This window comes from Kribbella sp. NPDC055110 (genome assembly GCF_053607525.1).
This window is the reverse complement of the sequence record NZ_JBSGTS010000005.1, coordinates 71,048-95,608: the sequence shown is the minus strand read 5'-3', so window position 1 is coordinate 95,608 and position 24,561 is coordinate 71,048. Positions and strand designations below refer to the sequence as shown.

Below are 24,561 nucleotides of genomic sequence, written 5' to 3'. Positions count from 1 at the left end.
CCACCAAGTCCTGGAGTTTCCATCATCGGCTCACGGGCCGGACAGCGACGGGCCGTGGCCGGTTGGTGCAATCGTCCGTCCGGCGGCGCCGCCCGCCGACATCCGCGCTCCGTGATCGGACGCCTGCGGCAACGTCCGCGCGGCCGTCGTGTAGTCGAGCAGTTTGAGCATGTCGAGCGGTACGCCGGCACTCTCGAGTTCGACGGCCACCTTCGCGCTGAAATTCTCGTCGGGTGACGACGTGTTGTAGAGCTCGCGCAGGTCGACGAGGCCCTCGGCCGCCAGCGCCAGGTTCGGGTGCAGCGTCGCGAACGCGGACGCGAAACCGCCGTCGCGGTCGCCGAGCATGGTTCCGTTCGGCAGGGCCTGGTACGTGCGCTCGGTGCCGTCGGCCTCCTGAACCAGCAGCACGATCGGCTTGCGCTCCGCCTTCGCGCGGTCGAGGGCGTTCAGCAGCGGCCGGTACGGCTGGAAGACCGCGCCCGACTTGCCCTGCCCGTACTCGGTCGCCGTGATGTCCGGCGGCCCCAGCTCCTCCTGCACCGCCTGCAGCCGCGCGTTCGCCAGTACGGCGTCGAGGGACGCGCCGGTCTCCATCTGCCGGAGTCCCTCGAGGTACTGGTGCCGGAGCATCCGGACGAACATCTCGCCGCGGGCCAGGTCCGGCAGGTTCACGGACTTCTTCACCAACGGCTCGCCGCGGCCGTTGTCGGTGGTCGTCCGGACCGTGGCGTCGTACACGACCGGGATCCGGACCGTGACCATCTGCCCCTCGAGGAACCGGCTGGTCTCGAGCCGGGTGCCGTTCGCGTCCGACGACTGCTCCTTGACCTGTTCGCCGATCGAGCCGCCGACCGAGACGAGACCGCCGTCGACGCCGCCGGACGCCGTGACCGGGGTCAGCCGGTTGCTGCTGCTGGAGGAGCGGTACGTCTCCTGCCGGCGCCACACGCGGCCTTCCTGGCCTTCGAGCGTCGGGCCGTGCAGCTCCCAGCCGAGCGCGGTCGCGTTGATCGCGACGCTCACCATCGTCCGCCCGTTGCCCGGTCGCGCCATCGGCTGCAGCGCGATGCCTTCGGCGAGCAACCGGCCGGCCTTCGCCTTCAGCGCGCTCGCCTTGAGGTTCGACCTGATCAGATGCCGGTACTCCGCCGTACCACGGCGACCGAGGACACCAGGCTGCTCGAGATGGGCGGTCAGGTTCTCGAGCAGCTCGTTGCGCCGGGGGCCACGCCTCGCGTGCAGTGCCGCCCGGATCGGTACGGCGCCCTCGGGGAGCCGGATCGGGCGGTGCTCGGCGTGTTCCTCCAGCTCCGGCTGCGTCTCGATCCGGGGGCCGTCCGTCAGGTCGCCGCGGGGGATCCACTGGACCAGGTCCGCGCGGAGCTCGCGTGGTGCCGACACGCTGGTGACGTCGGCCGGGTCGATCCGGCCGAGCTTCCAGCGGGCACTGGCCATCGCGGCCGCTCCGGCGTTACGGAGCCTGACGACCTGGGTCGTGAGCACGATCTTCTGGTGCGTCTTGGCCAGGTCGAAATGACCCAGCCGGTCGACGGTGGTGTTGTGCTCGCCGCTGCCGCCCGTGTGCGACGTGGTCTGGTCCGTCGCGACCCCGCCCGAGCCCTCGCCGAGAGCGGTGGGGCCTTTACCTTCGACACCGGCGGAGACAATCACGGTGTGCCCGGTCGAGCGGTCGATCTGCTTGTAGTCGTAGTTCTGGTCGACGCTGCCGGCCTCCTCCTTCGGGATGTCCGGCTCGCCGTCGGGTGTGGTCGGGACGTCTTCGATGGTGCGCTCGCCCTCGTACCGGGCGCGCACCTGGACGAACAGGACGTCGGGCCGTTCCTGTCCCTGGATCGGTACCTCGATGGGAACCTCGAAGCCGTCCGCGCCGAGCATGTCCTCGAGGTGGCCGTGGAAGCTCTCCGGCTTCAGGTCGATGTCGAGGACGCCCTGGAGCAGGCGGCTGGCGTTCCGCAGGCCGGGAGCGAGTTCGTCCACCTGCGGTTCGACCAGTGTCCGCAGGTCGACCTGCTGGTCGGTGCCTTCCACGGTGAGCGACTCGAGTTTGGCCGCCCCGAGACTCTCGTCGTACGCCTCGGAGGTGCTCATGACGCGGCGGCGGACGGCCGCAGCCTCGACGGCCTTGGCGGTCGCCTCGAACTCCGCTTCGGAAGTCGGGGCCTGGACGGCCGGGCCCCGGCTGTTCGCCCGCAGCTTCGCCGTCAGGCTCTCGGTCGTGTGCTCGGCGGCCGGACCGGTGGTGACGCCGGCCTTCTCCAGTTGGTATCGACGCAGGAAACCGCCCGCGACCCGGTGACTGATCGGCAGCTTGTCGTTCAGGTACCGCTCGGCGGCGTCGGACACCACCCAGAGCGGCAGATCGAGCTTGCCCGCGGCGTACAGCTCCAGCGCTCGCCGCTCGGCCATCGACTTCTGGGCCAGCGCGTCCGGCAGCGCGACGGACTTGATCACCTGACCGTTGTGCATGATGTCCGCGGTCAGCTTGTGGCGCTCGATGAACTCGTGGTGCGTGCCCGGGTTGACCAGCAGCCGCTCGTCGCCGGACGTCTCACTGGTCGTGGTGGACTGCGACCGGCCCCCGGTGCGGCCGACCGACAGGTTCCCGGAGCGGGCGGCGCCGCCGGCCTCGACCAGGCCGGCCCCGACGTCCCCGCTGACGCCACCGGACGCCGACGTACCGGACGTGGAGCCGACGTCGGTCATCGTGAAGTTGATGTCGACGGAGTTCTGCTGGCTCATCGCGACGTGCGTGAGACTGACCGCCTCGCCGCGGACGACGATCTCGTACTCCTGTGGCAGCAACGTCCCGTCCGCGAGCGCCTGCGCCGGGCTGCCCGGGGCACGGACCACGGTGAACGGCAGCCGGTACTCGCCGTTCAGCCAGTCGCGGTTCGCGACCAGGCTGACCGGCGACAGGGCCTCGTGCAGCGCGGGCAGCGCGGTGGAGTCGGACCGGATCGCGGGGATCGCCTTGCACAGCTCGTCGGCCGCGTTTCCGGCATCCACCGCGACCGGGAACGCCTGCTCGACGGCCTGGTGGTGCGGCGGCTTCGGGTTCTTCTCGTACACCGGGGCGTCGGCACGGATCATCGAGCTGTCGTACGCGACCTCCATGCTGCCGCGGACGTCGGCGATCGGCTCGCCGTCGCCGTGATCGGTCATCTCGGCGAACGTGATCTGGATGTCCTGCTTGAGCCGGTCGAGCGGTTCGGTGCTCTCGCTCAAGGTGACGCGGTTGACCCGCCGCCCCGCGGTCCAGCTGAAGGTGCGGCCGAGCGCGTTCCGGCTGAGCTTGACGCCGATCTTGCCCATCCAGCCGCGGACGCCTTCCGGCGGCGGGTTGGAGCCGCCGACCCCGGCGGAGAGCGGTACGCCCCGCGAGCGGCTCGACGTACGGCCGGTCGCCGTCGAGCTGATGCCGAGCAGTACGACGTTCTCGTTCGTGCTGCTCCCGGCGCCGCTGACCTTGAAGTCCTTGGTCGCCTCGTCGTAGTCCTGCGTGACCGACAGCCGGAACGGCCGCCAGCGCGGCGTACCGGCGAAGCCGTGGTCCTCGAGCATCACGATCAGGCCGCCCTGACAGGCCTGGTTGATGCCCGCCTCGAGACGCGGCGCGCTGATGTGCTGGACGACCCGCTCGTAGTTGGCGATCTGCTGCGCGGTCGCCGGCTTGCCGGCCTGCGGAACCAGGCCCATCCTGGCCAGCTCCGTCAGCGCCTGGTGCTGCGCCTGCTCGGCGCCCTTGAGGTTCTGCGTCAGGCCCTTGCCGACGCCGCGCAGCTGGTTCTCGCCACGGCCCATCCACGGCGGCGGTTTCGGCTGCCCGGTCGACGGCTCGGCGTCGCCCTGCAGCAGCACGTGGCCGTCCTGGTCCACCTTGACGGTGCCGTCGTCTTCCCGCAGTACGGCGTTCTTGTCGGCGCGGCCGCCCGCGCGCAGCAGGTCGTTCTCCGCGACCCGCAGCAGCGCCCGGCACTCGCCGGTCTCGACGATCGGCGGGGTCGTGGAATCGCCGACCTTGCGCAGTGTGGCGCGCACCCTGAGACCGACCAGCACGCCCTGCGTCGGGCCCTGGTTGCGGTGCACGGCCGGGGTGATCGTGGTCATGCTGAGGCTCTGGCCGCCCGACCGGGACACGTTGCGTCCGGCCGACGCGTTCGGCGACAGGTTCACGGAGCCGAGGACGTTGTCGTACGAGGCCGCCGTGGGCGCCGGGCTCACGACGGAGGGCTTGCCCGGGAACGAGACCGACCCGGTGCCGGTGACCGACGCCGTGTAGGTCTGGCTCGCGTTGAGGCCGGCGAAGTCGACGAGGACCTCTTCCTGCCACATCTCCGAGCTGGACTCACCGACGAGTTCGGCGTTCGCCCAGATCGGCTCGACCTCCCAGGTGAGCTCGTACTCCGACTCGCCGCCGGTGGGGATCCGCCGGGTGACACCGCCCGGCTGACACATCTCGCGCAGCTGCCGGTGCGAGTCGTTGACCATCAGGCCGGCGATGTGGTTGTACGCGACCCGGTCCAGGTCGTCGTACTTCTGCTGGGCCTTCCGGACGAGCCGATCCGTGACATCGTGCAGTCCGGTGATGCTGGTGACCGCGTGCCGCGGGAACTCGCCGGTGACCTCTTGCCCGTGGCCGATGTCGGCCAGCGAGACGGTCTCCGTCGGCGGCTTCACCGTGTACGCGCTGGAGACCCATGTCTGCTGGCGGCCGGCGTCGACCGTCTCGACCGCCGACCAGGGCTCGGTGGGGGAGCTGCGGACCTCGATCTGCCACTTGCCGGACCACTCGTAGAGGATCGACTCGCCGCGGTTGTCGTCGACCCAGCCGGCCTGGTGGTGTGCCGTGGCGCCGCTGCTCTCGGCGAGCGAGCGGCCGCGGGACACCTCGACCCGCGGCGAGATCACCTGCGCCGCCGCGTGGACCGGCGTACCGGGTGCGGCGAGCGCCAGGATCCGCCCGATGTTCACACCGACGTTGCCGTTCGTCGAGTGCGTGTCCGTCGTACCGACGCTCGTGCCGCCCTCGCCGAGCGTGCCCGACATCTGCTCGGCCATCGTGTAGTCGATGTTGTCGCGCTCGGTGACGTCGTCCGGGATCAGCCGCAGCCGCACCTGGCGCATCGAGGAGACGTCCGTGTCGGCGTCGTTGTCGACGGTGAACACCATGCCGTCGCGGGACAGCAGCCGCCGGTACTCCGCGGCGGGCACCGGGAGCGGGCTGCGGCTCGACAGTTGCTCGCTGTACTTGTTCGCGGCCAGGACCCGGTTGATGTCGGCGACCGGCAGGTTGAGCTGGTCGCCGTCCGGCACTCCGGTCATCAGTAGGTCCTTGGCCGGCAATGCCCGGCCGAGGCTGCGTTCGTACACCGCCACCTCGTGCTTGGCGGCCGCCGCGAGATCGGCGATCCGGCTCTGCGAGCCGTTCGCGTCGATCTCGGTGAGGAGCGTCTGGTACCCGGCGAGGGCGATCCGCGCGTCGGCGGCGGCCTGCTCGTAGGCACCGGCGATCTCGGTGTGCCGGCCGGCCTTGTTCCGCGAGGTCTTGGCCACGACGCGCAGCTTGCGTGCCCGCTCGGGAGCGCCGCGGTCGCGTTGCCGGTCCTCGGCACCGGCGTCGTCGTCGGCCTTCGTGGCCTCGTCGGTCGCTTTCTGGGAGCTTTCTCGCTTGTTCGCCGCCAACTTGTCGAGGTCCGTGACCGTGGCCCGGAGCTTCTCGATCTGGGTGACGACCTCGCCGCGCAGGTGCGCGGGCGTGTTCCGGGCGGGCTTCGCCGCGGTCTCGGCGCGCGCGGCGGCGCGGCCCGCGGCGATTCCCTCGGGGGTTGCGACTGCTCCGGCGGTCCAGGGGAGCGCGGGCTCGGAACCGCCGTGCCGCTTGATCGTCCGGGCCAGACCTTCCAGGTCGCGCTCGAGCTCGGCGAGGCTGCGCGGTCCGCTCGGATGCCCGTGCGCGAGCGTCTCGGCGCGCGCCTCGTGCCAGTCCGTCAGCAGGCCCTGGAACGCGGCGTGGTCCGCGTGCAGGCGGCGGTCGCGGCGCTCGTGGCTGAAGACGGATCGCAACTTGCCGAGGACGCCGCGGGGCCGGCCGGCCTCCGCGGCGGCGATCTCCTGCGTCATCAGGGTCAGCTGGTGCGTCCAGACGTAGCGGACCTGTTCGTCGCTGAGTCCGGCCGGGAGCCGCAGTACGTGCGGGTCGTCCTCCGTACCGGCGCGGATGATGCCCTGGCCCAGCGCGCCCAAGGTGGTGTCGCCGATCTCGACCCGGACGCGATGCTGCGCCTCGGACCCGATCGGCTGCAGGACGGCCTGGCCGGACTGGGGATCCACGACCGGCCGATCGGTCACCGCGGTCGCCAGAGCTTGCCGATCCATCCCAGTGAGCACGTTCAGCGCGTGCACGTCGGTCAGCCGCCCCTGCGAGGTCGGACGCGCGCCGACCATCAGCCCGGTGCCGCGGATCTGCGAGGTCCAGACGCGGCGTCCTTCCGCACGCCGGTGCCTGCTGCCGACCTGTACGCGGTGACGTCCGGTGCGCTGCGGCGCAGGCGGCGTACCCACGCCCAGAAGTTCCGCGTCGCGGTTGATCGCGGCCGAGGCGGACACGATCGCCGACGTCGCGATGGTGCTCTGCGGCGCTGTCAGTCGCCTGAGGCGGGCGGCTGCCTCGGAGTCGTCCGGCGCCGCGCCGCTGAGGGCGACGCGGAGCATCGCGTCGGCCTCGGTACGCCGGGATTGAACCAGCCCCGGCACCCGGAGGTACCGGTCGAGGGCGTCGATCGCACCGCGCGCGGGCAACTCGCCGCGGGCACGGGCCACCTCGGTGCCGATCACGCCGACTGCCTCCGCCAGCAGACGGTCGTCGCTGACGCGGTCCGCGGCCCGGCGTACGAGCAGCTCCTCGATCGCGCGCATCACGCGCGCGGCGACCACGTCGTCGCGGGTGGTCAGCCGGACCCGGCCGTCCCGCAGCGGCACCGCCGAGGGGTGCAGGATCCCGAGCGCGTTTCCGACGGCCCAGCGAGCGCGAGTCGCCGGGTCTGCGGCAGACAACGTCGATGTAGTCAGCCGGATCACCCCTCCCGTAAGTGCCCGGGTGATCACCAGTTGTCACCCGGACCCTCTGGTCCGGAATTTAGCAAACAATCGGTTACTTGCCAGCAACTCAATTCACCCGAACCGTTAACGATTTACGCCGAGTGCCGCACCTAGGATCAAGACCCATGTGGGAGAAGTTCGGTGACTCCGAGTGGAACATCCCCGAGGCGCGCAGCATGGTCGCCCAGTTGCGGCACCACGCCGGCGACGGCCGGGAGTACGACGGCATCGAACTGTTCCTCGCGCTCTGCGAGTACCTCGACCGGCTGCACGGCAAGGACGGGTTCGACTACTTCTACACCGGCGCGGAGCAGGCGGTCCTGGCCGCCGCTGTGCAGGAGGTACGCGGCCCGGAGATCGAACCGGACCCCGACACGGACCGGCTGGTGCAGCCGGTGAACGCCGCTGTCACGCTGGTCGAAGGACGGGACCTCGTGCTCTGGCTGGAGGGTCAGCCCGGCTGGCAGCGAGAGGTCGGCCTGTGCCTGCGCGCGATGTATGCCTATCTAGACCAGTTGTACGGCGGGCCGGGCACGTTCAACCAACTGCTCAAGCGCGCCGAGCTGGAGCGGGTCGCGGCGCGGTAACGGCAGTGGCCATCTGGCACGGATGGCACCTCCCTGCCATTACGGTATGCGGGTGAGTCTCTCGTCCTCCACGCGTAACTCTTCCCAAGGCGCCCGGGCAGCGGGCCGATCGACGGGTGGCGGATCGACCCGCCTCCCGAGCGGCCGGGAACGCCGTCCTGCCCTGGCCGCACTCGCGGTCATCCTGATCCTGCTCGGTGCCGCCGGCTCGGCGCTGATCGCGCTGAACAGCGGCAACCGCTCCGACTTCGTCGCGATCTCGGTCGATCAGCTGCCGCCGGGCAGCAAGCTCGAAGCGAAGGACCTCTCCCGGGGCGACCTGGCCGGTGCGACCGGTGGCCTCATTCCGTGGTCGGAGGCGAACAAGTACCTCGGCCGCTACACGAAGACCTGGATGTACAAGGACCAGTTCGTCACGCCGGAGAACCTGACCGCGGAGGGCGAGCAGCCGATCCCGGCCGGGGGAGCTCTGGTCGGTGTCAGCCTGGAGGCCGGGCGCGCGCCGTCGGACGGCCTCGAGGTCGGCGACGTCGTCAAGGTCATCCGCGTGCCGTCCGCCAACGCGGAGGGTGCCGCGGTGCCGTTGGTCAGCGCCGCCGAGGTGACGTCCGCCGACGGTGCGATCACCGACAGCAAGACGAGTTCGAACAGCACGCTCAACGTGACGGTCCTGATCCCCGCCGAAGACATCACCACGGTTGCGGCAGCGGCCGCGGCGAAGACCCTCGTGCTGGTGAAGCTGGCGCCGGGCACCAAGCCGGACGTGTCGCGCAACGGGGCCAACTGATGGCACTGGTGGCGCTGGCGAGCGCGAAGGGCTCGCCCGGGGTGACCACGGCAAGTCTGGTCTTCGGTGCACTCTGGCCGCGGCAGGTGCTGCTCGCCGAGTGCGACCCGGCCGGCAGTGACGTCGCGATCCGGATGACCGGACCGGGCGGTGCCGGCCTCAACTCCGATCGCGGCCTGGTCAGCCTCGCGGCTGCGAGCCGGAAGGGTCTGGGTGACGAGGTCATCCTCGCGCACAGCCAGCAGCTCGACGGCGGTCTCGACGTACTGCTCGGTGTTCGCTCGCCGGAGCAGGTCGGCGGCATGGGCGGTCTGTGGCACCCGCTCGGCATCACGTTCAACCAGATGCAGCACGGCGACGTACTGGCCGACTGCGGGCGGATCGGCGCGTCGTCGCCGCAGCTGCCGGTCATCCAGTCCGCGCGCCTCGTCGTACTGGTGTGTACGGCGACAGGCTCGTCGGTGGCGCACCTTCGGGAGCGGCTGTCGACACTGGTGCACCATGTCGACGCACAGCTCGGTGTGGTCGTCGTGGCCGACCCGAAGCAGCGGGACGGCGTGAAGCAGGTGTGGTCCGTCCTGGACGCGATGTCGTTGCCGGTGCGGCACCGCTGGCACCTGGCGTACGACCCGGCCGGTGCGGCGTTCTTCGACGGGCGCGGCCACGGCCGGCTCGACAAGACCCAGCTGATCCGGTCCGCGAGCGTCATCACCGCGGAGATGGCAGCCTTGGTGGCCGCCCCGCCGCCGCAGGACTTCGACATGGCCAACGCGGCCTTCCCACCGGGTGATTACCGGCCGTGAGCGAGCGAAGCGAGGTCACCATTGAGTACAGCGCCCTTCAGCGCTCATCGTCGTCCGGAGGACGTCGATGAGCGCTGACCAGGAGCTCGTTCGGAAGCTCCGGGTGCAGGTCGCCGAGCGGCTGAACGAGCAGCGGCGCCGCGACCAGGTGAACGGCGTACCTCCGATGAGCGCGGAGGACGAGCGCGAGTACGCACGGTCGCTGATCGTGCAGGTCCTCGAGGACCACGCGCGGTACGAGCTGGCCGAGGGCCGGACGCCGCCGACGCCGGACGACGACGCGCAGATCGCCGGAGCGATCCACTCCGCGCTGTTCGGTGTCGGCCGGCTGCAGCCGCTGATCGACGACCCCGAGGTCGAGAACATCGACATCAACGGCTGCGACCAGGTCTTCGTGCAGTACGGCGACGGTCGCGAGGAAACCCCTGGTCCGGTCGCGGAGAGCGATGAGGAACTGATCGAGCTGATCCAGGTGCTGGCGGCGCACGCCGGCCTGACCAGCCGCCCGTTCGACTCGGCGAACCCGCAGCTGGACCTGCGGCTGCCCGACGGCTCCCGGCTGTCGGCCGTGATGGGCGTGACGTCGCGTCCCGCGGTGTCGATCCGGCGCGCCCGGCTCGGCAAGGTGTTCCTCAAGGACCTGGTCGCCAACGGAACCATCACCGACGACGTCGGCTCGTTCCTGCGGGCCGCGGTCGCGGCGCGGAAGAACATCATGATCGCCGGCGCCACGAACTCCGGGAAGACGACGCTACTGCGGGCACTGGCCAACGAGATCCAGCCGCACGAGCGGCTGATCACCGTCGAGCGCTCGCTGGAGCTCGGCCTCGGCGAGTTCAAGGACCTGCACCCGAACGTGGTGGCGTTCGAGGAACGGCTGCCGAACTCCGAAGGCGTCGGCGAGGTCAGCATGGCCGACCTGGTCCGGCGTTCGCTGCGCATGAACCCGAGCCGGGTGATCGTCGGTGAGGTGCTCGGCGACGAGATTGTCACGATGCTGAATGCGATGAGCCAGGGTAACGACGGCTCGCTGTCGACGATCCACTCGAACAGCTCGATGGAGGTGTTCAACCGGATCAGCACCTACGCGATCCAGGCCCGCGAGCGGTTGCCGATGGACGCCACCCAGATGCTGATCGCCGGCGCGCTCGACTTCGTGGTGTTCGTCCGCAAGCACAACGACTACTCGCGCGGCGGCGGTCTCAGCCGGTACGTCGAGAGCATCCGGGAGGTCACCGGATGGGACGGCCGGGTGCTGTCCGGCGAGGTGTTCGCACCGGGACCGGACGGCCACGCTGCGGCGCACGCGCCGATCGCGTGCATGGACGAGCTCGAGCACTTCGGGTACCAGCCGCTCGTGCACGGAACGTGGGCGTGACGCGATGAACGACAGGACTCTGGGAGCGCTGCTCTGCGGCGCGTTGGTGGGCGGAGCGGTGATGCTGCTGATCGTTGCGATCCGCGGCACCGAGCCGAAGGACGAGACACCGTCGCTCTTCCGCAACCGCAGCGTCGAGACTCGCAAGAACATGGTCCGGCTGGGCGTGGGCTTCGCGGTCGGCCTGCTCGTGCTGGTGGTGACCCGCTGGCTGGTGCTCGCGGTCGCCCTCGCCCTGCTCGCGGCGATGGCGGACCGCTTCTTCGGCGGCACCGGTGAGGAACGCCGCGCGATCGACCGACTCGACGCGCTGGCCACCTGGACCGAGGCACTGCGCGACACGATCGCCGGCGCGGTCGGCCTGGAACAGGCGATCCCGGCCACCGCGGTGAACGCGGCGCCCGCCATCAAGCCCAGCCTGAACCTGCTGGTCGACCGGCTGCGGATCCGCGAACCGTTGCCGTCGGCCCTGATGCGGTTCGCCGACGACCTGGACGACCCGTCCGCGGACCTGATCGTCGCAGCCCTGGTGCTGAACGCCAGGCTGCGCGGTCCGGGTCTGCGCGAGGTGCTGAGCGCGCTCGCCGATTCGGCCCGCGAGGAACTCGACGTACGCCGGAAGGTCGCGGCGGAACGTCGTTCGACGCGGCGCAGTGTGCAGGTCGTGGTCGCAATCACGCTGCTCATGGCGGCCGGTCTGGTGCTGTTCAACTCGGCGTACATGGCGCCGTACACGAGCTTCGTGGGGCAGGTCGTGCTGGCCGTGGTGATCGGGCTCTACGCAGTCGGACTGCTGTGGCTGCGGCGACTCGCGAAGATCGAGGTGCCGGATCGGTTCCTGATCGGTATGACCGGCGACCAGCGGCCGCACCGATCGGGCGACGACCGGATGGAAACGGTGAGCGGATGACCTGGGCCTTCATTACCGGCGGTATCGCCGGACTCGGCGTGTACGTGCTGGTCCGGATGTTCATCAAGCCGCGGGCCAACGTGCTGTCCACGATCGCGCGGATCGACGCCGGCCGCGGCGGTTACACCAGCGGTGCCACCACCAGCGCCGCCGGCGAGCGAGTGCTCGGCGGCGTGGACCGGGCGCGGGAGACGCTGGGCCGGCGGCTCGAGGCGGAGGCGAACGCGCGCGGCTGGGCGTTCGGCAAGCTGCGCCGCGACCTCGCGGTGATGAACCAGCCGTTCGCCGCGATGCTCGCGACCAAGGTCTTCTTCGCGCTCGGCGCGATGATCTTCGTCCCGGTCGTGCTGTTCCTGGCCGCCGCGATCGGGATCAGCGCACCCGGCGTCGCCCCGGCGATCGTCACGCTCGCGTTCATGGCGCTGGCGTTCTTCCTGCCCGACCTGGCCTTGCGGCAGCAGGCGGAGGCGCGGCGGCGCGACTTCCGGCACGTGGTCGGCAGCTTCCTGGACCTGGTCGCGATGAACCTCGCGGGCGGCCGCGGTCTGCCCGAGGCGCTGATGACGGCGTCCACGATCGGCGAGCACTGGGCGATGGCCCGGATCCGGCAGGCGCTCGCGAACGCGCGACTGATCGGCATCACGCCGTGGGACGCGATGGCCCGGCTCGGCGAGGACCTGGGCGTCGAGGAACTGCGGGATCTGGCGTCGGCGCTCGCGCTGGCCGGTGACGAGGGCGCGAAGATCCGTTCGTCGCTGCTCGCCCGCGCCGCGTCGCTGCGGCGCAAGGAACTGGCCGACGTGGAAGGCAAGGCGGGCGAGCGGTCCCAGTCGATGCTGGTCGCGCAGCTCGTGATGATCTCGGCGTTCTTCCTGTTCCTGGCCTTCCCGGCCGGCGTGGCGATCCTCGGAAGTTGATCCGAACAGTGACGAGGGCAAGGGATCCTTTGGGCGGAATGGTCCGTCGAACACGGCATACTGAGGCCCGGTTCGGCCTCACGATCTGGAAGGCATGTGGATGACCTCGGAGTTGATGTTCTGGCGGGCCATGGCCGGCTACGCGGTGGCACGGGCGCAGGCCCAGCGGGCCCGCGCGCGGCAGGGGAACACCGAGCTGGGCGCCTCCGCACTCGAGTGGGCGATCATCTCGGGCATCCTGGTCGTCGCGGCGCTGGCGATCGGCGTCGTGGTGAAGCGCGTCATCGCCAAGCACACCGCTGATATCGAGAAGGAATGACGGCAGAGCCATGCGGCTGGGGCGCAAGCGGTCCGAGCGGGGGGTCAGCACGCTCGAGCTGGCCATCCTCGCGCCGGCGCTCATCGCGCTGGTCTTCGTGTCCATCCAGACCGCCTTGTGGCTGTACGGGCGTTCCGTCGCGCTGAACGCGGCGCAGGAGGGCGTGTCCCGGCTGCGGCTGGTGCAGCCGCCCGTCTACACCCCGGCGGTGGGGGAGAAGGTGCGGGCCGACATCCAGTCGTACGCGCAGCAGCTCGGCGGTACGACGCTGCAGAACGCCACCGTCCCGTTCCCGTCGTACAACAACCCGGAGGGCGTGGTCTCGTTCACGGTCACCGGGAAGACCGTCTCGCTGGTGCCCGGCCTGGAACTGAAGGTGACGCGGACCGCCACCGGGCGGATCGAACAGTTCGAAGCCGACAAGTGAGCGAGCAGATGACGAGCAGACCGGGGTCTCGCGGGCGGCGCCGCCGTACCCGCGAGCGCGGCACGATGGCGCTGGAGATGGTGATCCTCGCGCCCGTGCTGCTGGCGCTGTTCATGTTCCTGCTGGCCTGCGGGCGGTACTTCCAGTCGTCGTCGCTGCTGGAGAGCGCGGCCCGTGACGGTGCCCGTGGCGCCAGTCAGGCGCGGTCGCTGCAGGATGCGCAGGCGCGCGTCGACGAGGCCGTCAACTCGGCCATGAGCCAGGCGGTGGCCTCGTGCAAGGAGTCCGCGGCGGGTTCGATCACCACCGGGTTCGTGGCCGGTTCGCCGTTGTCGGTCGAGGTGACCTGCACGATCAACTACCGCGACCTCGGCCTGCTCGGCCTGGGCGGCGACACCAAGATCACCAAGCGCTTCACGTCCTCGCTCGATCCGTACCGGGGGGTTCGCGGTGACGGCTCGTAGGCTCGTCGAGTTCTTCCGGATCGATGCGCGACGCAACGATCGGCGGTTCGGCCGCGGCGCGCTGAGTCCGGCGGTGGCGATCCTCGCCGTCATGATCTTCACCCTGGCCGGCCTGGTGATCGACGGCGGCCGGCAGTTGGGCGCCCGGTCGCGTGCGATCGGGTACGCACAGGAGGCCGCGCGCGTCGGCGCCGCGGCCATCCAGCTGAACGTCGCCGAGGCGAAGATCGACACCACCAAGGCCGCGGCCGCGATCACGACGTTCTGCGGCCAGGTGCGGTCCAACGACCCGGCGGTCACGGCGTGCGGACCGACCACGCTGACCGACAAAGAGGTCGACATCCAGGTCGACATCGCCAACAAGACAACGTTCCTCGGCCTGGTCGGCAAGCAGTCACTGAAGGCCAGCGGCACCGGCCAGGCACACGCCGAACAAGGCGTCGACAAGGCCGACGACAGCCCGACCATCCCGCCGATCGTCGTGAACCCGACCACCGACGGCCCCGGCGGCCCGATCGACACCCCGCGCCCGCCGACGATCGACCTGCCCTGCCCGACCTGGACCCTCGGCTCACCGACCCCGATCTGGACCCTCTCGCCGTTCCCGTTCCCGGCGTCCTGCTCGCCGAACGTGACGCCGACCCCGACCCCGTCCAAGACCCCGCCGACCGGCGGACCGTCAGGCCCCACGAGCAGCTCGCCGCCGAGCGGGCGCTAGACACCGGAGGATTCCGTCCGTGCGTAGGTTTGCCCTCCCGGCCTTTGCAGCGATCGGTGTCCTGCTGCTGAGTGCCTGCAGCAAGGACACCAACGACGGCGGCCGCCCGGTCCCCGTCGGCGGTTCCGGTACGTCGACATCCAGCACACCGTCCACCGCACCGTCGTCAGAGCCGAGCACCACCACCGCGCCGGCCACCACCGGCAAACCAACCGCACCGACCGCAAAACAAGTCATCGTCCAACCCGGGAACTTCGCCTCCAACCCCGCCGTCCAAGGCCTCGTGACCAGCTACCCCCTCTACTTCCAGGCCCTGGTGTCAAAAGACGACACAATCCTGAAAAAGCGCTTCCCGTCGTTCTTCTACGCCGACGTGTCGCAAGGGATCCAAGATGCCAAGCGCAACGGCTGGATCATGAAGCCACCGGGCAGCGTGGTGGTGGTCGGTGCCAAGAGCACTCCGGACAACACCGTCGCGGTGCAGACGTGCCGCTCGCAGACCACGCAGTACTGGGATCCGAAGTCGCGGACTTGGACCGTAGTTACGCCAAAGGGCTCGCCAGAGGTGATCGAAATGATCAAGACCGGGATCGGCTGGCTGCCGTACCGGCTGGCGACCAGCAAGGGCGTGAACTGCGCAGCGGTACGGTATCCGGCCTAGTCCGGAACAGGGAATTTGAGGTTGCGAAGAGGTGACGGGGTACTGGGTACCGGGCATGATGCCCCTGGTCGAAGATAATCTGCCGGAAGACGAGTCTGGGGAGTGAGGATGCACAACCGGGTAGCCCGCACACTGCTCACCCTTGGAGCAGTGCTCGCACTGCTCACTGCCGTCCCCGCCACGACCGCGTCCGCCGACACGATCCAGACCGGCAACACGGTCTGCAGCATGTACGTGAACTCGACCGGCTTCGGCGCGTACTGCACCTCGGGTGACGCCTACCTGGGTGACGGCACGCCACCGCCGACCTGGCGAGAGCGGCTGAATGGCATGCCGTTCGTGCCGTGCCGCAACTTCCCGATCCCGGACGGAATCCACCTTCCGCAGGCACCGGAGGGGAAGAAATGGGTCCTCCGGGTCACGATCACCGACTACGACCTGAACACCTACAACGGTGGCAACAAGGCGCATCTGGAGCGCGCTTACATGCCGGTGAATGCCGAGGAAGAGGCGCAGTGCCCGGAACCGGACTACATGGACCAGTTCTGGATGAAGTTCAAGAGCACTTATCCCACTCCGGCGTTGGTGGTCAAGCCGACCTTCACGCCGCGGGTGAACGTGCCGGCGTTCTTCTCGCTGACGAAGGAGAGCTCCGAGCAGTACAAGAACACAGGTGAATTGAGCGGTTACTACGATCCGCAGCACAACCTGACCATGCGGGGCATGGTCGTCGAAATGAAGGTCGATCCCGGCGACGGGACCGCGCCGTTCACGTGCTTGATGGGAACCACGCCGGCCGACGACCCGGACGGGTACGACGAGACGCAGGATCCCTTCCACCAGATGAACACCTGCAAGCACAAGTACACGAAGTCCAGTGCGAGTCAGCCGGACGGCATGTACACGGTGAAGCTGACCATCACCTGGGAGGTCTCGTACTGGATCGGTAAGGACTCCGGCGGCTGGCATTCGATCGGCAAGGCGACTGTGACTGCCGTGCAGCGGTTGCCGGTGCAGGAAGTTCAGGCCATTGGTGGCTGATGGTGGGGGTATGGAGGAGCGATGGTAAGGACGAATGAGCCTGCGCAGGCGGCTCGGTTGCCGCAGCGGCGGTCGGGGAGTCCGGGCGCGGACCGGCTGAAGGGCTTCGTCGCGCTGCTCGCGATCCTGGCGATCGTCGGTGGCGTGCCGTACGTGCTGCTGCGGTTCTTCGGTACGCCGTGGCCGGACACGATGCCCAGCAAGAGCATGCTGTTCAGCGAGCTGAGCGTCGAGACGGTGCTCGGCATCATCGCGTTCTTCATCTGGGTCGCCTGGCTGCACTTCGTCGTCTGCCTGATCGCGGAGGCGGTCGCGGAGATCCGCGGTCACGGTCTTTCACCCCGCGTCCCGCTCGGCGGTGGCTCTCAGGCGCTGGCTCGCCGGCTGATCGGCACGGTCGTGCTGATCGCCGCGGGTGCCGGTGTCAGCCTGCCGGTCGCGAGTGCGGTCACCACGGCCGGTCCGGCCGCCCCGACGTCGGTGAGCGTGCGGCACGAGTCGTCGCAGTTCCGCCAGACCGAGGCTGCGAGCACGGTCCTCAGCGGCAGCCACCAGCAGTCGAAGACGAGTGTCGGCGTACGGACGAACAACGACCACAAGGGTCAGGTCGTCAAGTACACCGAGGTCCGTCCGCCGCAGGGCCGGAACTACGACTGCCTGTGGGACATCGCGGAGCGGTATCTCGGTGAGGGTCGCCGGTACAAGGAGATCTACGACCTCAACAAGAACAAGCTGCAGCCCGACGGCCGCCGGCTGACCAACCCGGACCTGATCCTGCCGGGCTGGCAGGTGCGGCTGCCCGCCGACGCCAAGGGCCCGGGCGTGCACACGGTCCGCGTGAGCATCGGCGACCACACGACCACCAAGACCACCACCAAGACAACGGTCAGCTCGAAGACGACCACCGAGACCAGGACCACGGCCAAGCCGAAGACCGCGGTCGAGAACAAGACCGAGACGCGGACGACGCCTGAGTCGAAGCCGGTCGGTCCGGGCCGCTACTCCGAGCAAGGCCTTGAGAAGCCGTCGTCCGTCGGAATCGGCAGCGCGAGGAACGACCCGGGCGCGAAGAACGTCAAGCCGGGGGAGCCGAACGTCACCGTCGAGCCACACGCCCCGGGAGCCGGTCACGAGCACGGCGAGCCGGCGGGTGGCGGCACCCAGGTGCCGGAGGCGACTCCGGTCGCGGCCGACGACGGCATCAGCCTGAAGGACGCCGGCATCTTCGGCTTCGGCGCGACGCTGCTCGCGGCCGGTCTGGCGCTGGCGCTGAAGCGGCGCCGCGGCTGGGCCCAAGGCCCCGGTCCGAAGGCTGCCGGTCACCGGCAGACCGAGATCGGTCTGCGGCTCGCGTCGGACGTCCCGACCGCGCAGTTCGTGGACAGCGCGCTGCGCAAGCTGGGCGCCGACATGACGCAGCTGCAGCGGCCGATGCCGAACGTGGTCGCCGCGCTGGTGACCGACCGGTCCCTCACGCTGGTGCTCGACCCGTACGGCGCGCAGGCCGAGCCGCCCGGTCCGTGGCAGGCGATTGCCGAGGGCACCCGGTGGACGCTGCGCCGCGGGTACGGTCCGAGCGGCGAGGTGAACGCGCCGGCGCCGTACCCGACGCTGGTGACGGTCGGGCAGAACGCGGACGGTGCGACGGTGCTGATCGACCTCGACACCGCGAACGGGATCGTCGCGTTCGGCGGCGTGACCAACGCGTCCCGCGACGTGGTCGGTTCGCTCGCGGTCGAGCTGGCGACGAACCTGTGGTCCGAGGGCGCGCACATCAGCATGGTCGGGTTCGGTGACGACCTGTCGTCGCTCGCGCCGACGCGGCTGAGCTACTGGATCCGTCTCGACGACGCGATGGCCGAGGTCGTCCGCCGTACCGAGGCGCAGGTGCAGGCCTGCCAGCGGCGGAACGCCGGTTCGGTGGCCGAGGCCCGGATGACGCATCCGGACGCGGCGCTGTGGGGCTCGGAGATCATCTTCGTGTCCGCGCCGCCGTCGCCGGAGGAGCAGGACCAGCTGAACCGGCTGGCCGCGGACACCAAGCGCAGCATCTCGGTGGTCGTGGTCGGCGACGTGCTGGACTCGCCGTGGCGGTTCGTCGTGGACGAGAAGAACCAGGCCGTCTGCCGGCTGCTCGGCCTCGAGGTGGACGCGCACAGCGTCAACCCGGAGCAGTTCGCCGACCTGGTCGCGCTGTTCGACGCGGCCGAGTTCGACGCCCGCGACAAGCGCCGGGCCGAGCAGGACATGCCGGCGTACGAGTTCTCCACCACCGACCTGAGCCGGCCGGCGCCGGTCGAGGTCGACCTGCTCGGGCCGGTCGAGGTGGACGCCCGCGGGGTCATCGACGACGGCCGGATCACGCTGTCGACGGAGATCATCGCGTTCCTGGCCAGCCAGGACTACGGCGTACACCCGAACGTGCTCGCCGGGGCGATCTGGCCGCGCGGCATCAGCGAGGAGCTGCGCGACGCGGCGCTGGAGCACACCCGGCGCTGGGTCGGCGTGGACGCGATGTACGCCGATGAGTCGGGCCGCTGGATGCTCAACCGCAGCGTCGTCCGGGTCGACTGGGACGTGTTCCGCACGCTGGCGAAGCAGGCGTCGATGGTCGACGACCCGCGTGGCCCGCTGTCGACGGCGCTCAGCCTGGTCCACGGCCCCGCCTGGTCGAACCTGCCCGGCGGCCGCTACTCCTGGCTCGCCGCGTCCGGCATCGAGCGCCGCATGGTCGAGGCAGTCGTCGACGCCGCACTAAGGCTCGCCGAGTCGTCCCTCAGCCACAACGACGGCAACCTGGCCCGCACCGCCCTCCAGACCGGCCTCAGCTTCTCGCCGGCCTCGGAGGAACTGTGGCGAGCCACCCTCCGCCTGGCTGCCCACTTCGGCACCACCGCGGACGTCACCAACGTGGCCGGCCAGATGTACGCCGCCCTCACCAAGCACGGCGCCCCCCGCGGCCCCGAGGCCGAAACCGACGCCCTCGTCGACGAACTCCTCCCCGGCTACCACCGCCCCGCCCAGGTCGCCTGACGCTCTCGCTAGAACCTGTCGGATTGCAGTTGCAACAAGCTGCAATCCGACAGCGGAGCGTGCTTGAGTGTTGCTAGAGTGTGCCTGCTCCGGGGGCCGCTTCTAGCTGGGGGTTTCAGTGCATTCGATTGCACGAATATGTCTGTCGCTATGCCTTGTTCTAGGGTTTGTGAACTCTTCGGCGTTGCCTGGCAGCGCAAGTTCCGGCCGTTTGAATCAGACGGCCGCCGTATCCGAGACAACGCCGCCCAACGCCGGCGTCGGCCAGTACATACCTTTGTCGCCGCCACAGCGGATGCTAGACACGGGTACGCACGTCGGTGTTCCAACCACGACGCCTGTACCGGCTCAGGGGACAGCGACTGTCAAGTTCACCGGACGAAACGGTGTTCCCGCGACCGGCGTCAGCGCCATCCAAGCCAACATCATCACGATTTCGCCGACGGCCACTGGTTCCATGTTCGCCTGGCCGGCAGGAGAGACGGTACCGAGTGCCCCGAACTTCTATTTCTATGCGGGTAGCGGATTCACCTCGTCCTCATCGACGGTTCGATTGAGTTCGGCTGGTGAAATCAGCTTCAAGAACGGGAGCGCTGGCACAGTTCGCATACTTGCGGACGTGACAGGGTATTACACCGACGCCTCGTCGCAGGCTTCCGGGAATCGCTTCGTGCCGCTCCGGCAGGCACGTGTAATCGACACCCGGAACAAGATCGGTGTAACGACGAATACGCCGGTCCCAGCCAACTCCGCGATCACCGTTGCGATCGCCTCGAAAGGTGGATTGCCTGCTGCGGCTAGCATCACGGCCGCCGCCGTCAACATCACCGCGTGGTCCCCGACCGCCGGAGGAGGTTGGACGGCGTACCCGGGCGGCAGCGCGCGGCCCAGTGCGTACCACGGCAACTTCGGCGCCGGAAAGCCATACACGAACAGCGCAGTTGTCCAACTCTCGAGCAGCGGCAGCCTGACACTCTTCAACGTCTCCTCAGGTACGACGCACTACACCGTGGATGTGGTCGGCTACTTCACAGCCGCAACGAATCCCGCAGCGGTCTCGTTGCGCGTCGCACCCGTCGCGCAGCAGCGTCTGCTGGACACAGGATCAGCGACCTTCGTGCCTGTGGGCGGCGTTCAGACTCTCCAACTCTTCGGCAAGGCAGGCCTGCCCGCGAGTGGCGTGACGTTCGCGGCCCTGCGGGTGACTGCCTACGGCTCAGCGACTAGCGGCGAGGTCGTGACATATCCAGGAAACGAGACTCGGCCGACCGCAGTAACTGACGTCGCCCCGCCGGCCGGCAACACCCTTTCCTTCAACCTGATGTGGGCTCGCGTTAGCCCAACCGGGACCGTCAGCATCGTCAACGGCACCAACGCCGGCGTCCGCATGTACGTCGATATCCAGGCGTACGCTGTAGCACCCGGCAAACCCCAACCGCCCACCAACATCACGGGCGGCGCACGCGATCAGTCGGTAGAAGTTCGGTGGACCCCGCCGGCGGATACAGGCGATTTGCCGATCTCGGGCTACGACGTTGCGGTGACCCCCGGCGGACGGACCGTGTCGAGCACGAGCACCTCAATCGTCGTGTCAGGCCTGACGAACGGTACGCCGTACACCTTCCAGGTGCGCGCGAAGACAGCCGCGGGAACATCGGCTTACTCCGCAGCCTCGGAGGCGATCAAGCCCGCCGTCCCTGCACCGCCAGGCCCGCCGTTCATCACGAGCACACTCGACCGGGACAGCGCCGCTGTGGTGACCTGGTCGGCACCCGAGGGCGCAGTTGATCAGGTGGCCAGTTACCAGATCACGACGAGTCCGGCGACGAGCACAGTGACGGTCTCGGGAGATACCCGCACTGCGGAGCTCACGGGCTTGACTAACAGTCAGCTCTACAAGGTTGTGGTCAGCGCAACCAACGCTAATGGTACGACGCCTTCGGTGCCGGTACCTGTTACGCCAAAACCAGCCGAGGTTCCGTTGCGACCGGTAGGGCTCGCGATCTTCCAGTTGGATGCGCGCCTGGACGTTCAATGGGTCCAGCCCGCGGACGGTGGGGCAGCCATCATCGACTACGAGGTCGTCGCAGAGCCAGGCGATCATCATGTCGTCATCCCCGCTGGGACGACCGTCACTGGCTTAACCGGATTGGTGAACGGCACGGCATACACGGTGAAGGTCCGGGCGAGGAACAAGGCCGGTAGTAGCGAATGGGCGGACGCAGCCGGTACACCAGCGGCGAATCGAGTCCCTGACGTACCGACGGATCTGCAAGCCTCTGTGACCGCTAACGGCGTCGTTACAGTCGCGTGGGAGCCCCCGGTTGACACCGGCTCAGCCCCGATCACCGGGTATCGCGTGACGGCTAACCCCGGCGGGCGCGTCATCGATACTCTCGCTCCTTCGGCCGTCGTTGACGGTCTGGATCAGCTGACGGCGTACAGCTTCACCGTCGCGGCGCTGAACACCCATGGTGTCGGTCAGCCCACTGCCGCGACACAAGCGATCAAACCCACCGTGGCCGTGAAGCAGGCACCCGTGGTGCTGACCGTGGACTCGATGAGCCGGATCGCGAACGTTGGCACGACGAGCATCTCCATCGCCAGCCCGAATGCCCAGCTCGATGCCATTCAGACCGGCGACATCGTCCTGGCAACCTCGAGCACGGCCACCCCCGAAGGCCTGTTGCGCAAGGTCCTCCGAGTGGACACTGGCCCTACCCTGGTCTTTCAGACCGAGGACGCTGCGATGGAAGAGGTGCTGGACGCCGGGGCGATGTCTCGAGACATAACGGTCAAGGATTCGGACGGCCTGGAGTTCGAGCAGCAACTCCCTGGTGTGACACTCCGGCATCCGACGTTGAGAGGCAAGTCTCTGAGGCAGGGAGCGCCTCGGGCACGTGCTAGCGCGGCGGGCAAGGTCGACCCGCCGACCATCGGCCTGCACGACGGCGTGATCACCTTCGAATTCTCAAGAGACATCAGTCGCTGGACTCATGTTGAAATATCGGGCACATTCAAACCCAACCTGCACGCCGACAGTCAGCGCTCCGGCGGTCAGAACGCCAGCGTCTTCTCGATCAGTGCCGACCCGAACATCGAGTATCGGATCGACCAGAATTTCAGCAAGGAGAAGGAACAAACGATTCCGATTGGACACCTGACGGGCGCCTGCATCACGGTGCCCATCGCAGGGGTGCCAGTCGTAATGTGTGTCGGGGTTGATCTGTATTTGGTACTGACTACCGAGGGTCGAGCAGGCGTCAGAGTCTTAGGGAGGTCATCCGGCCAAGTAGGTGTCGACATACAGTGGCGTGACGGACAAGTGACTGCGGCTGGAGACGGGGATCAAAACTTGGCCTCCCAGCCCGAGGTGATTCCATTCGGAAACATCGAGGAGAAACTGGCCGTTGCACCCCAGATATCCCTGCGGTTCTACGGCTCGGCAGGCCCATTCCTGACAGCCAAGCCGTACGTTCGTGCGGAGGCCGACACGGACAAAGATCCCTTTATAGCGCTGTATCTCGGTGTTGAAGTCGGTGCCGGCTTGACCGTCGATCTCTTCACAAAGAAGCTCGTGAACTGGGAGGCAGTGCACTTATTCAACGCCGAAAAGAAAGTTTTCGATTCCGGCGGACCGATCCGAGGTCTCCTGATCGATCCACCGAACGCGGAGATCGCGGTCAACGAGACGGTTGATCTCGGCAGCCACGTGTTCGGGTATCAGGATGCCCCAGCGACATGGAAGATGCTCCAAGGCCCGGGGACCATCACCGCTGACGGCGTGTACTCCGCTGTTGCGGACGGTCTGGCGAAGGTGCAGGCGACAGTGCCGGCAGATGGCTCGCGTCCCGAACTCGAAGCCGAGGCGTCAATCTATGTCGGTCCACATGTCCCGTCCCCGCCGAGAGACGTGGCGGTGACGCCTGGAAACCTGGCTGCGATCGTCACGTGGCGCGAGCCGGAGCAGCCGGGCGGGAATCCAATCGATCATTACGTCCTCACGACTGCGCCGGACACGGGCACACACACAGTCAGTGGATCGACCCTAAATGCGGTAATTGGCGGATTGCGCGCAGGTGTGAGCTACGTCGTGAGTGTCCACGCCGTGACTAGCGCTGGCCAGAGTCAGCCTGCCACCTCGGAGCCGGTTGTCGCGGGTTCCCCGCTGCTCGACAACCCTGGGGCGAACGACCTGATGAGAGGTATGAGCGGTACGTCGAACTCGATCCCAGTGGAACTGTCCGACAACGGTCGCTATGCGTTCTTCCCGCTGAGCGTGGCGCCAGACGAGGTCGCCCCGCCTGGAGTTCCCAACGACGGCAACTTCTACCTAGTCCGCCGCGATCTGGCTAATGGGCAGGTCGAGCTGGCCTCGAGACAAGCAGATGCCAGAACACCTCAGATCATCTCTAGTCCGATCCAATACACCGGTCTCAATCTCGACCTGGCGAGCGCTGCAGATGGACGGTACGTAGCATATGTCGTCGATGGTGGCGGCCCGGCCGGCCGAGTCATGATCTATGATTTGAATGAGCACGTTATCTGGACGGCTGACCCTGGTGTTCCAGAAAGCATTGATCAGATAGAGCTCTCCGAAGCCGGTGATGCTGTGGCTGTGAACACCGCTCGCAATGATCAGCCGGACAATCCACTCCACTACGCGCGGAAAGTCTTCAGAATTGCCAAGGGCTCGTCGGCGAAGCGGGTCGACATGTGCACGTCGAGCGAGATCTGCGACTCTGCGACCTTGAAAGGTATGTCGGAGGATGGTAATACAATCGTATATAATATAAAGGCGAGTGATGGAAGAAGTCCGTACTTCCAGCCGTGGAACAATCATGTCTTCTATACCGCATCGACGGGGCAATCGAGCATGCCGTACTGGAGTAAAGGTACTATCGTAGGGTTGTTGTTCGGTGGCATCCAACTCAGCCGGAATGGGCAGTATTTTGTAGCCACTGCGACCCTTGGGCACCCTGCGGATCCTCAGGAGAATGCGGTCGTCGTCAAACGAGTTGGAACGGGCGCGGTCACTGAGGCGGACATCATTCAGCGGGGGTATCGTTGGGATGCACCCGCTGTCGCCGAGGCGATCAGCGACGATGCAAATATCGTGGCCTGGGTTCCTGGGCTGGTTGAGGAGAACCCGCCGCCGTCGGCGATCAAGTTCTTGGTGCAGGATCGCGCCGCCGGAGTTCGCACGGAGATCAAGGATATCGGTGTCTGGGCGACCACCGGCTCGTCAGGGATGAGCATGGCTCGAGGCGGCAGCCTGGTCGCCTGGATGCCGGGTCCCACGTACGTCGACCCAACGGCCCCGCGCCACCCGATGGGCCAGCGAATCGGGTAGTGGTGTATAGCAGCTAGGCGCAAGAACCGCCCCGCACTGTG

General features: G+C 68.2%; 15 protein-coding genes. 14 read left to right on the top strand and 1 reads right to left on the bottom strand.

Going from position 1 to position 24,561, the window contains the following annotated elements; genetic code table 11:
• Positions 1–30 precede the first annotated feature (30 nt).
• On the bottom strand, positions 31–7,101 hold the full coding sequence (locus ACWF0M_RS10240) for a hypothetical protein (protein ID WP_452235300.1): 7,071 nt from the start codon (positions 7,099–7,101) through the stop codon (positions 31–33).
• 146 nt (positions 7,102–7,247) lie between these two features.
• On the opposite strand from ACWF0M_RS10240, the gene ACWF0M_RS10235 reads away from it, so the two are divergent.
• The 14 genes from ACWF0M_RS10235 to ACWF0M_RS10170 all read left to right on the top strand — a co-directional run bounded on the left by ACWF0M_RS10235 (position 7,248) and on the right by ACWF0M_RS10170 (position 24,520).
• Positions 7,248–7,709 (top strand): hypothetical protein, encoded by a 462-nt coding sequence (locus ACWF0M_RS10235; RefSeq protein ID WP_452235299.1) that lies wholly within the window; start codon positions 7,248–7,250, stop codon positions 7,707–7,709.
• A 52-nt stretch (positions 7,710–7,761) separates the two neighbouring features.
• On the top strand, positions 7,762–8,496 hold the full coding sequence (locus tag ACWF0M_RS10230; protein ID WP_452235298.1) for a hypothetical protein: 735 nt from the start codon (positions 7,762–7,764) through the stop codon (positions 8,494–8,496).
• Positions 8,496–9,299, top strand: a complete 804-nt coding sequence (locus ACWF0M_RS10225; protein ID WP_452235297.1) for a hypothetical protein — start codon at positions 8,496–8,498, stop codon at positions 9,297–9,299. Before ACWF0M_RS10230 ends, ACWF0M_RS10225 begins: the two co-directional genes overlap by 1 nt.
• Positions 9,300–9,366: 67 nt before the next feature.
• Positions 9,367–10,677, top strand: coding sequence for a CpaF family protein (locus tag ACWF0M_RS10220; RefSeq protein WP_452235296.1), 1,311 nt, complete (start codon positions 9,367–9,369; stop codon positions 10,675–10,677).
• Positions 10,678–10,681: 4 nt separating this feature from the next.
• The gene (locus ACWF0M_RS10215) at positions 10,682–11,587 is read left to right on the top strand and encodes a type II secretion system F family protein (RefSeq protein WP_452235295.1); all 906 of its coding nucleotides are present in this window, start codon (positions 10,682–10,684) and stop codon (positions 11,585–11,587) included.
• Positions 11,584–12,504: a type II secretion system F family protein gene (locus ACWF0M_RS10210; protein WP_452235294.1), complete on the top strand. Its 921-nt coding sequence runs from the start codon at positions 11,584–11,586 to the stop codon at positions 12,502–12,504. Before ACWF0M_RS10215 ends, ACWF0M_RS10210 begins: the two co-directional genes overlap by 4 nt.
• 100 nt (positions 12,505–12,604) lie before the next feature.
• Positions 12,605–12,823, top strand: a complete 219-nt coding sequence (locus ACWF0M_RS10205; RefSeq protein ID WP_134009607.1) for a hypothetical protein — start codon at positions 12,605–12,607, stop codon at positions 12,821–12,823.
• A 10-nt stretch (positions 12,824–12,833) separates the two neighbouring features.
• The gene (locus ACWF0M_RS10200) at positions 12,834–13,250 is read left to right on the top strand and encodes a TadE family protein (RefSeq protein WP_452235293.1); all 417 of its coding nucleotides are present in this window, start codon (positions 12,834–12,836) and stop codon (positions 13,248–13,250) included.
• An 8-nt stretch (positions 13,251–13,258) separates the two neighbouring features.
• A complete protein-coding gene (locus ACWF0M_RS10195) occupies positions 13,259–13,714 on the top strand; it encodes a TadE/TadG family type IV pilus assembly protein (RefSeq protein WP_131340797.1) in 456 nt (151 codons plus the stop codon).
• A complete protein-coding gene (locus tag ACWF0M_RS10190) occupies positions 13,701–14,432 on the top strand; it encodes a TadE/TadG family type IV pilus assembly protein (protein ID WP_452235292.1) in 732 nt (243 codons plus the stop codon). The genes ACWF0M_RS10195 and ACWF0M_RS10190 overlap by 14 nt, the downstream gene beginning before the upstream one ends.
• Positions 14,433–14,451: 19 nt before the next feature.
• Positions 14,452–15,093 carry a hypothetical protein gene (locus ACWF0M_RS10185; protein ID WP_452235291.1) on the top strand — a complete coding sequence of 214 codons (642 nt, stop codon included), beginning with the start codon at positions 14,452–14,454 and terminating at the stop codon, positions 15,091–15,093.
• Positions 15,094–15,201: 108 nt separating this feature from the next.
• Entirely contained in the window at positions 15,202–16,134 is a 933-nt protein-coding gene (locus ACWF0M_RS10180; RefSeq protein WP_452235290.1) for a hypothetical protein, read from the top strand.
• 21 nt (positions 16,135–16,155) lie between these two features.
• Positions 16,156–19,167: a hypothetical protein gene (locus ACWF0M_RS10175; protein ID WP_452235289.1), complete on the top strand. Its 3,012-nt coding sequence runs from the start codon at positions 16,156–16,158 to the stop codon at positions 19,165–19,167.
• A 169-nt stretch (positions 19,168–19,336) separates the two neighbouring features.
• Positions 19,337–24,520: a fibronectin type III domain-containing protein gene (locus ACWF0M_RS10170; RefSeq protein WP_452235288.1), complete on the top strand. Its 5,184-nt coding sequence runs from the start codon at positions 19,337–19,339 to the stop codon at positions 24,518–24,520.
• The last annotated feature ends 41 nt before the right edge of the window (positions 24,521–24,561 follow it).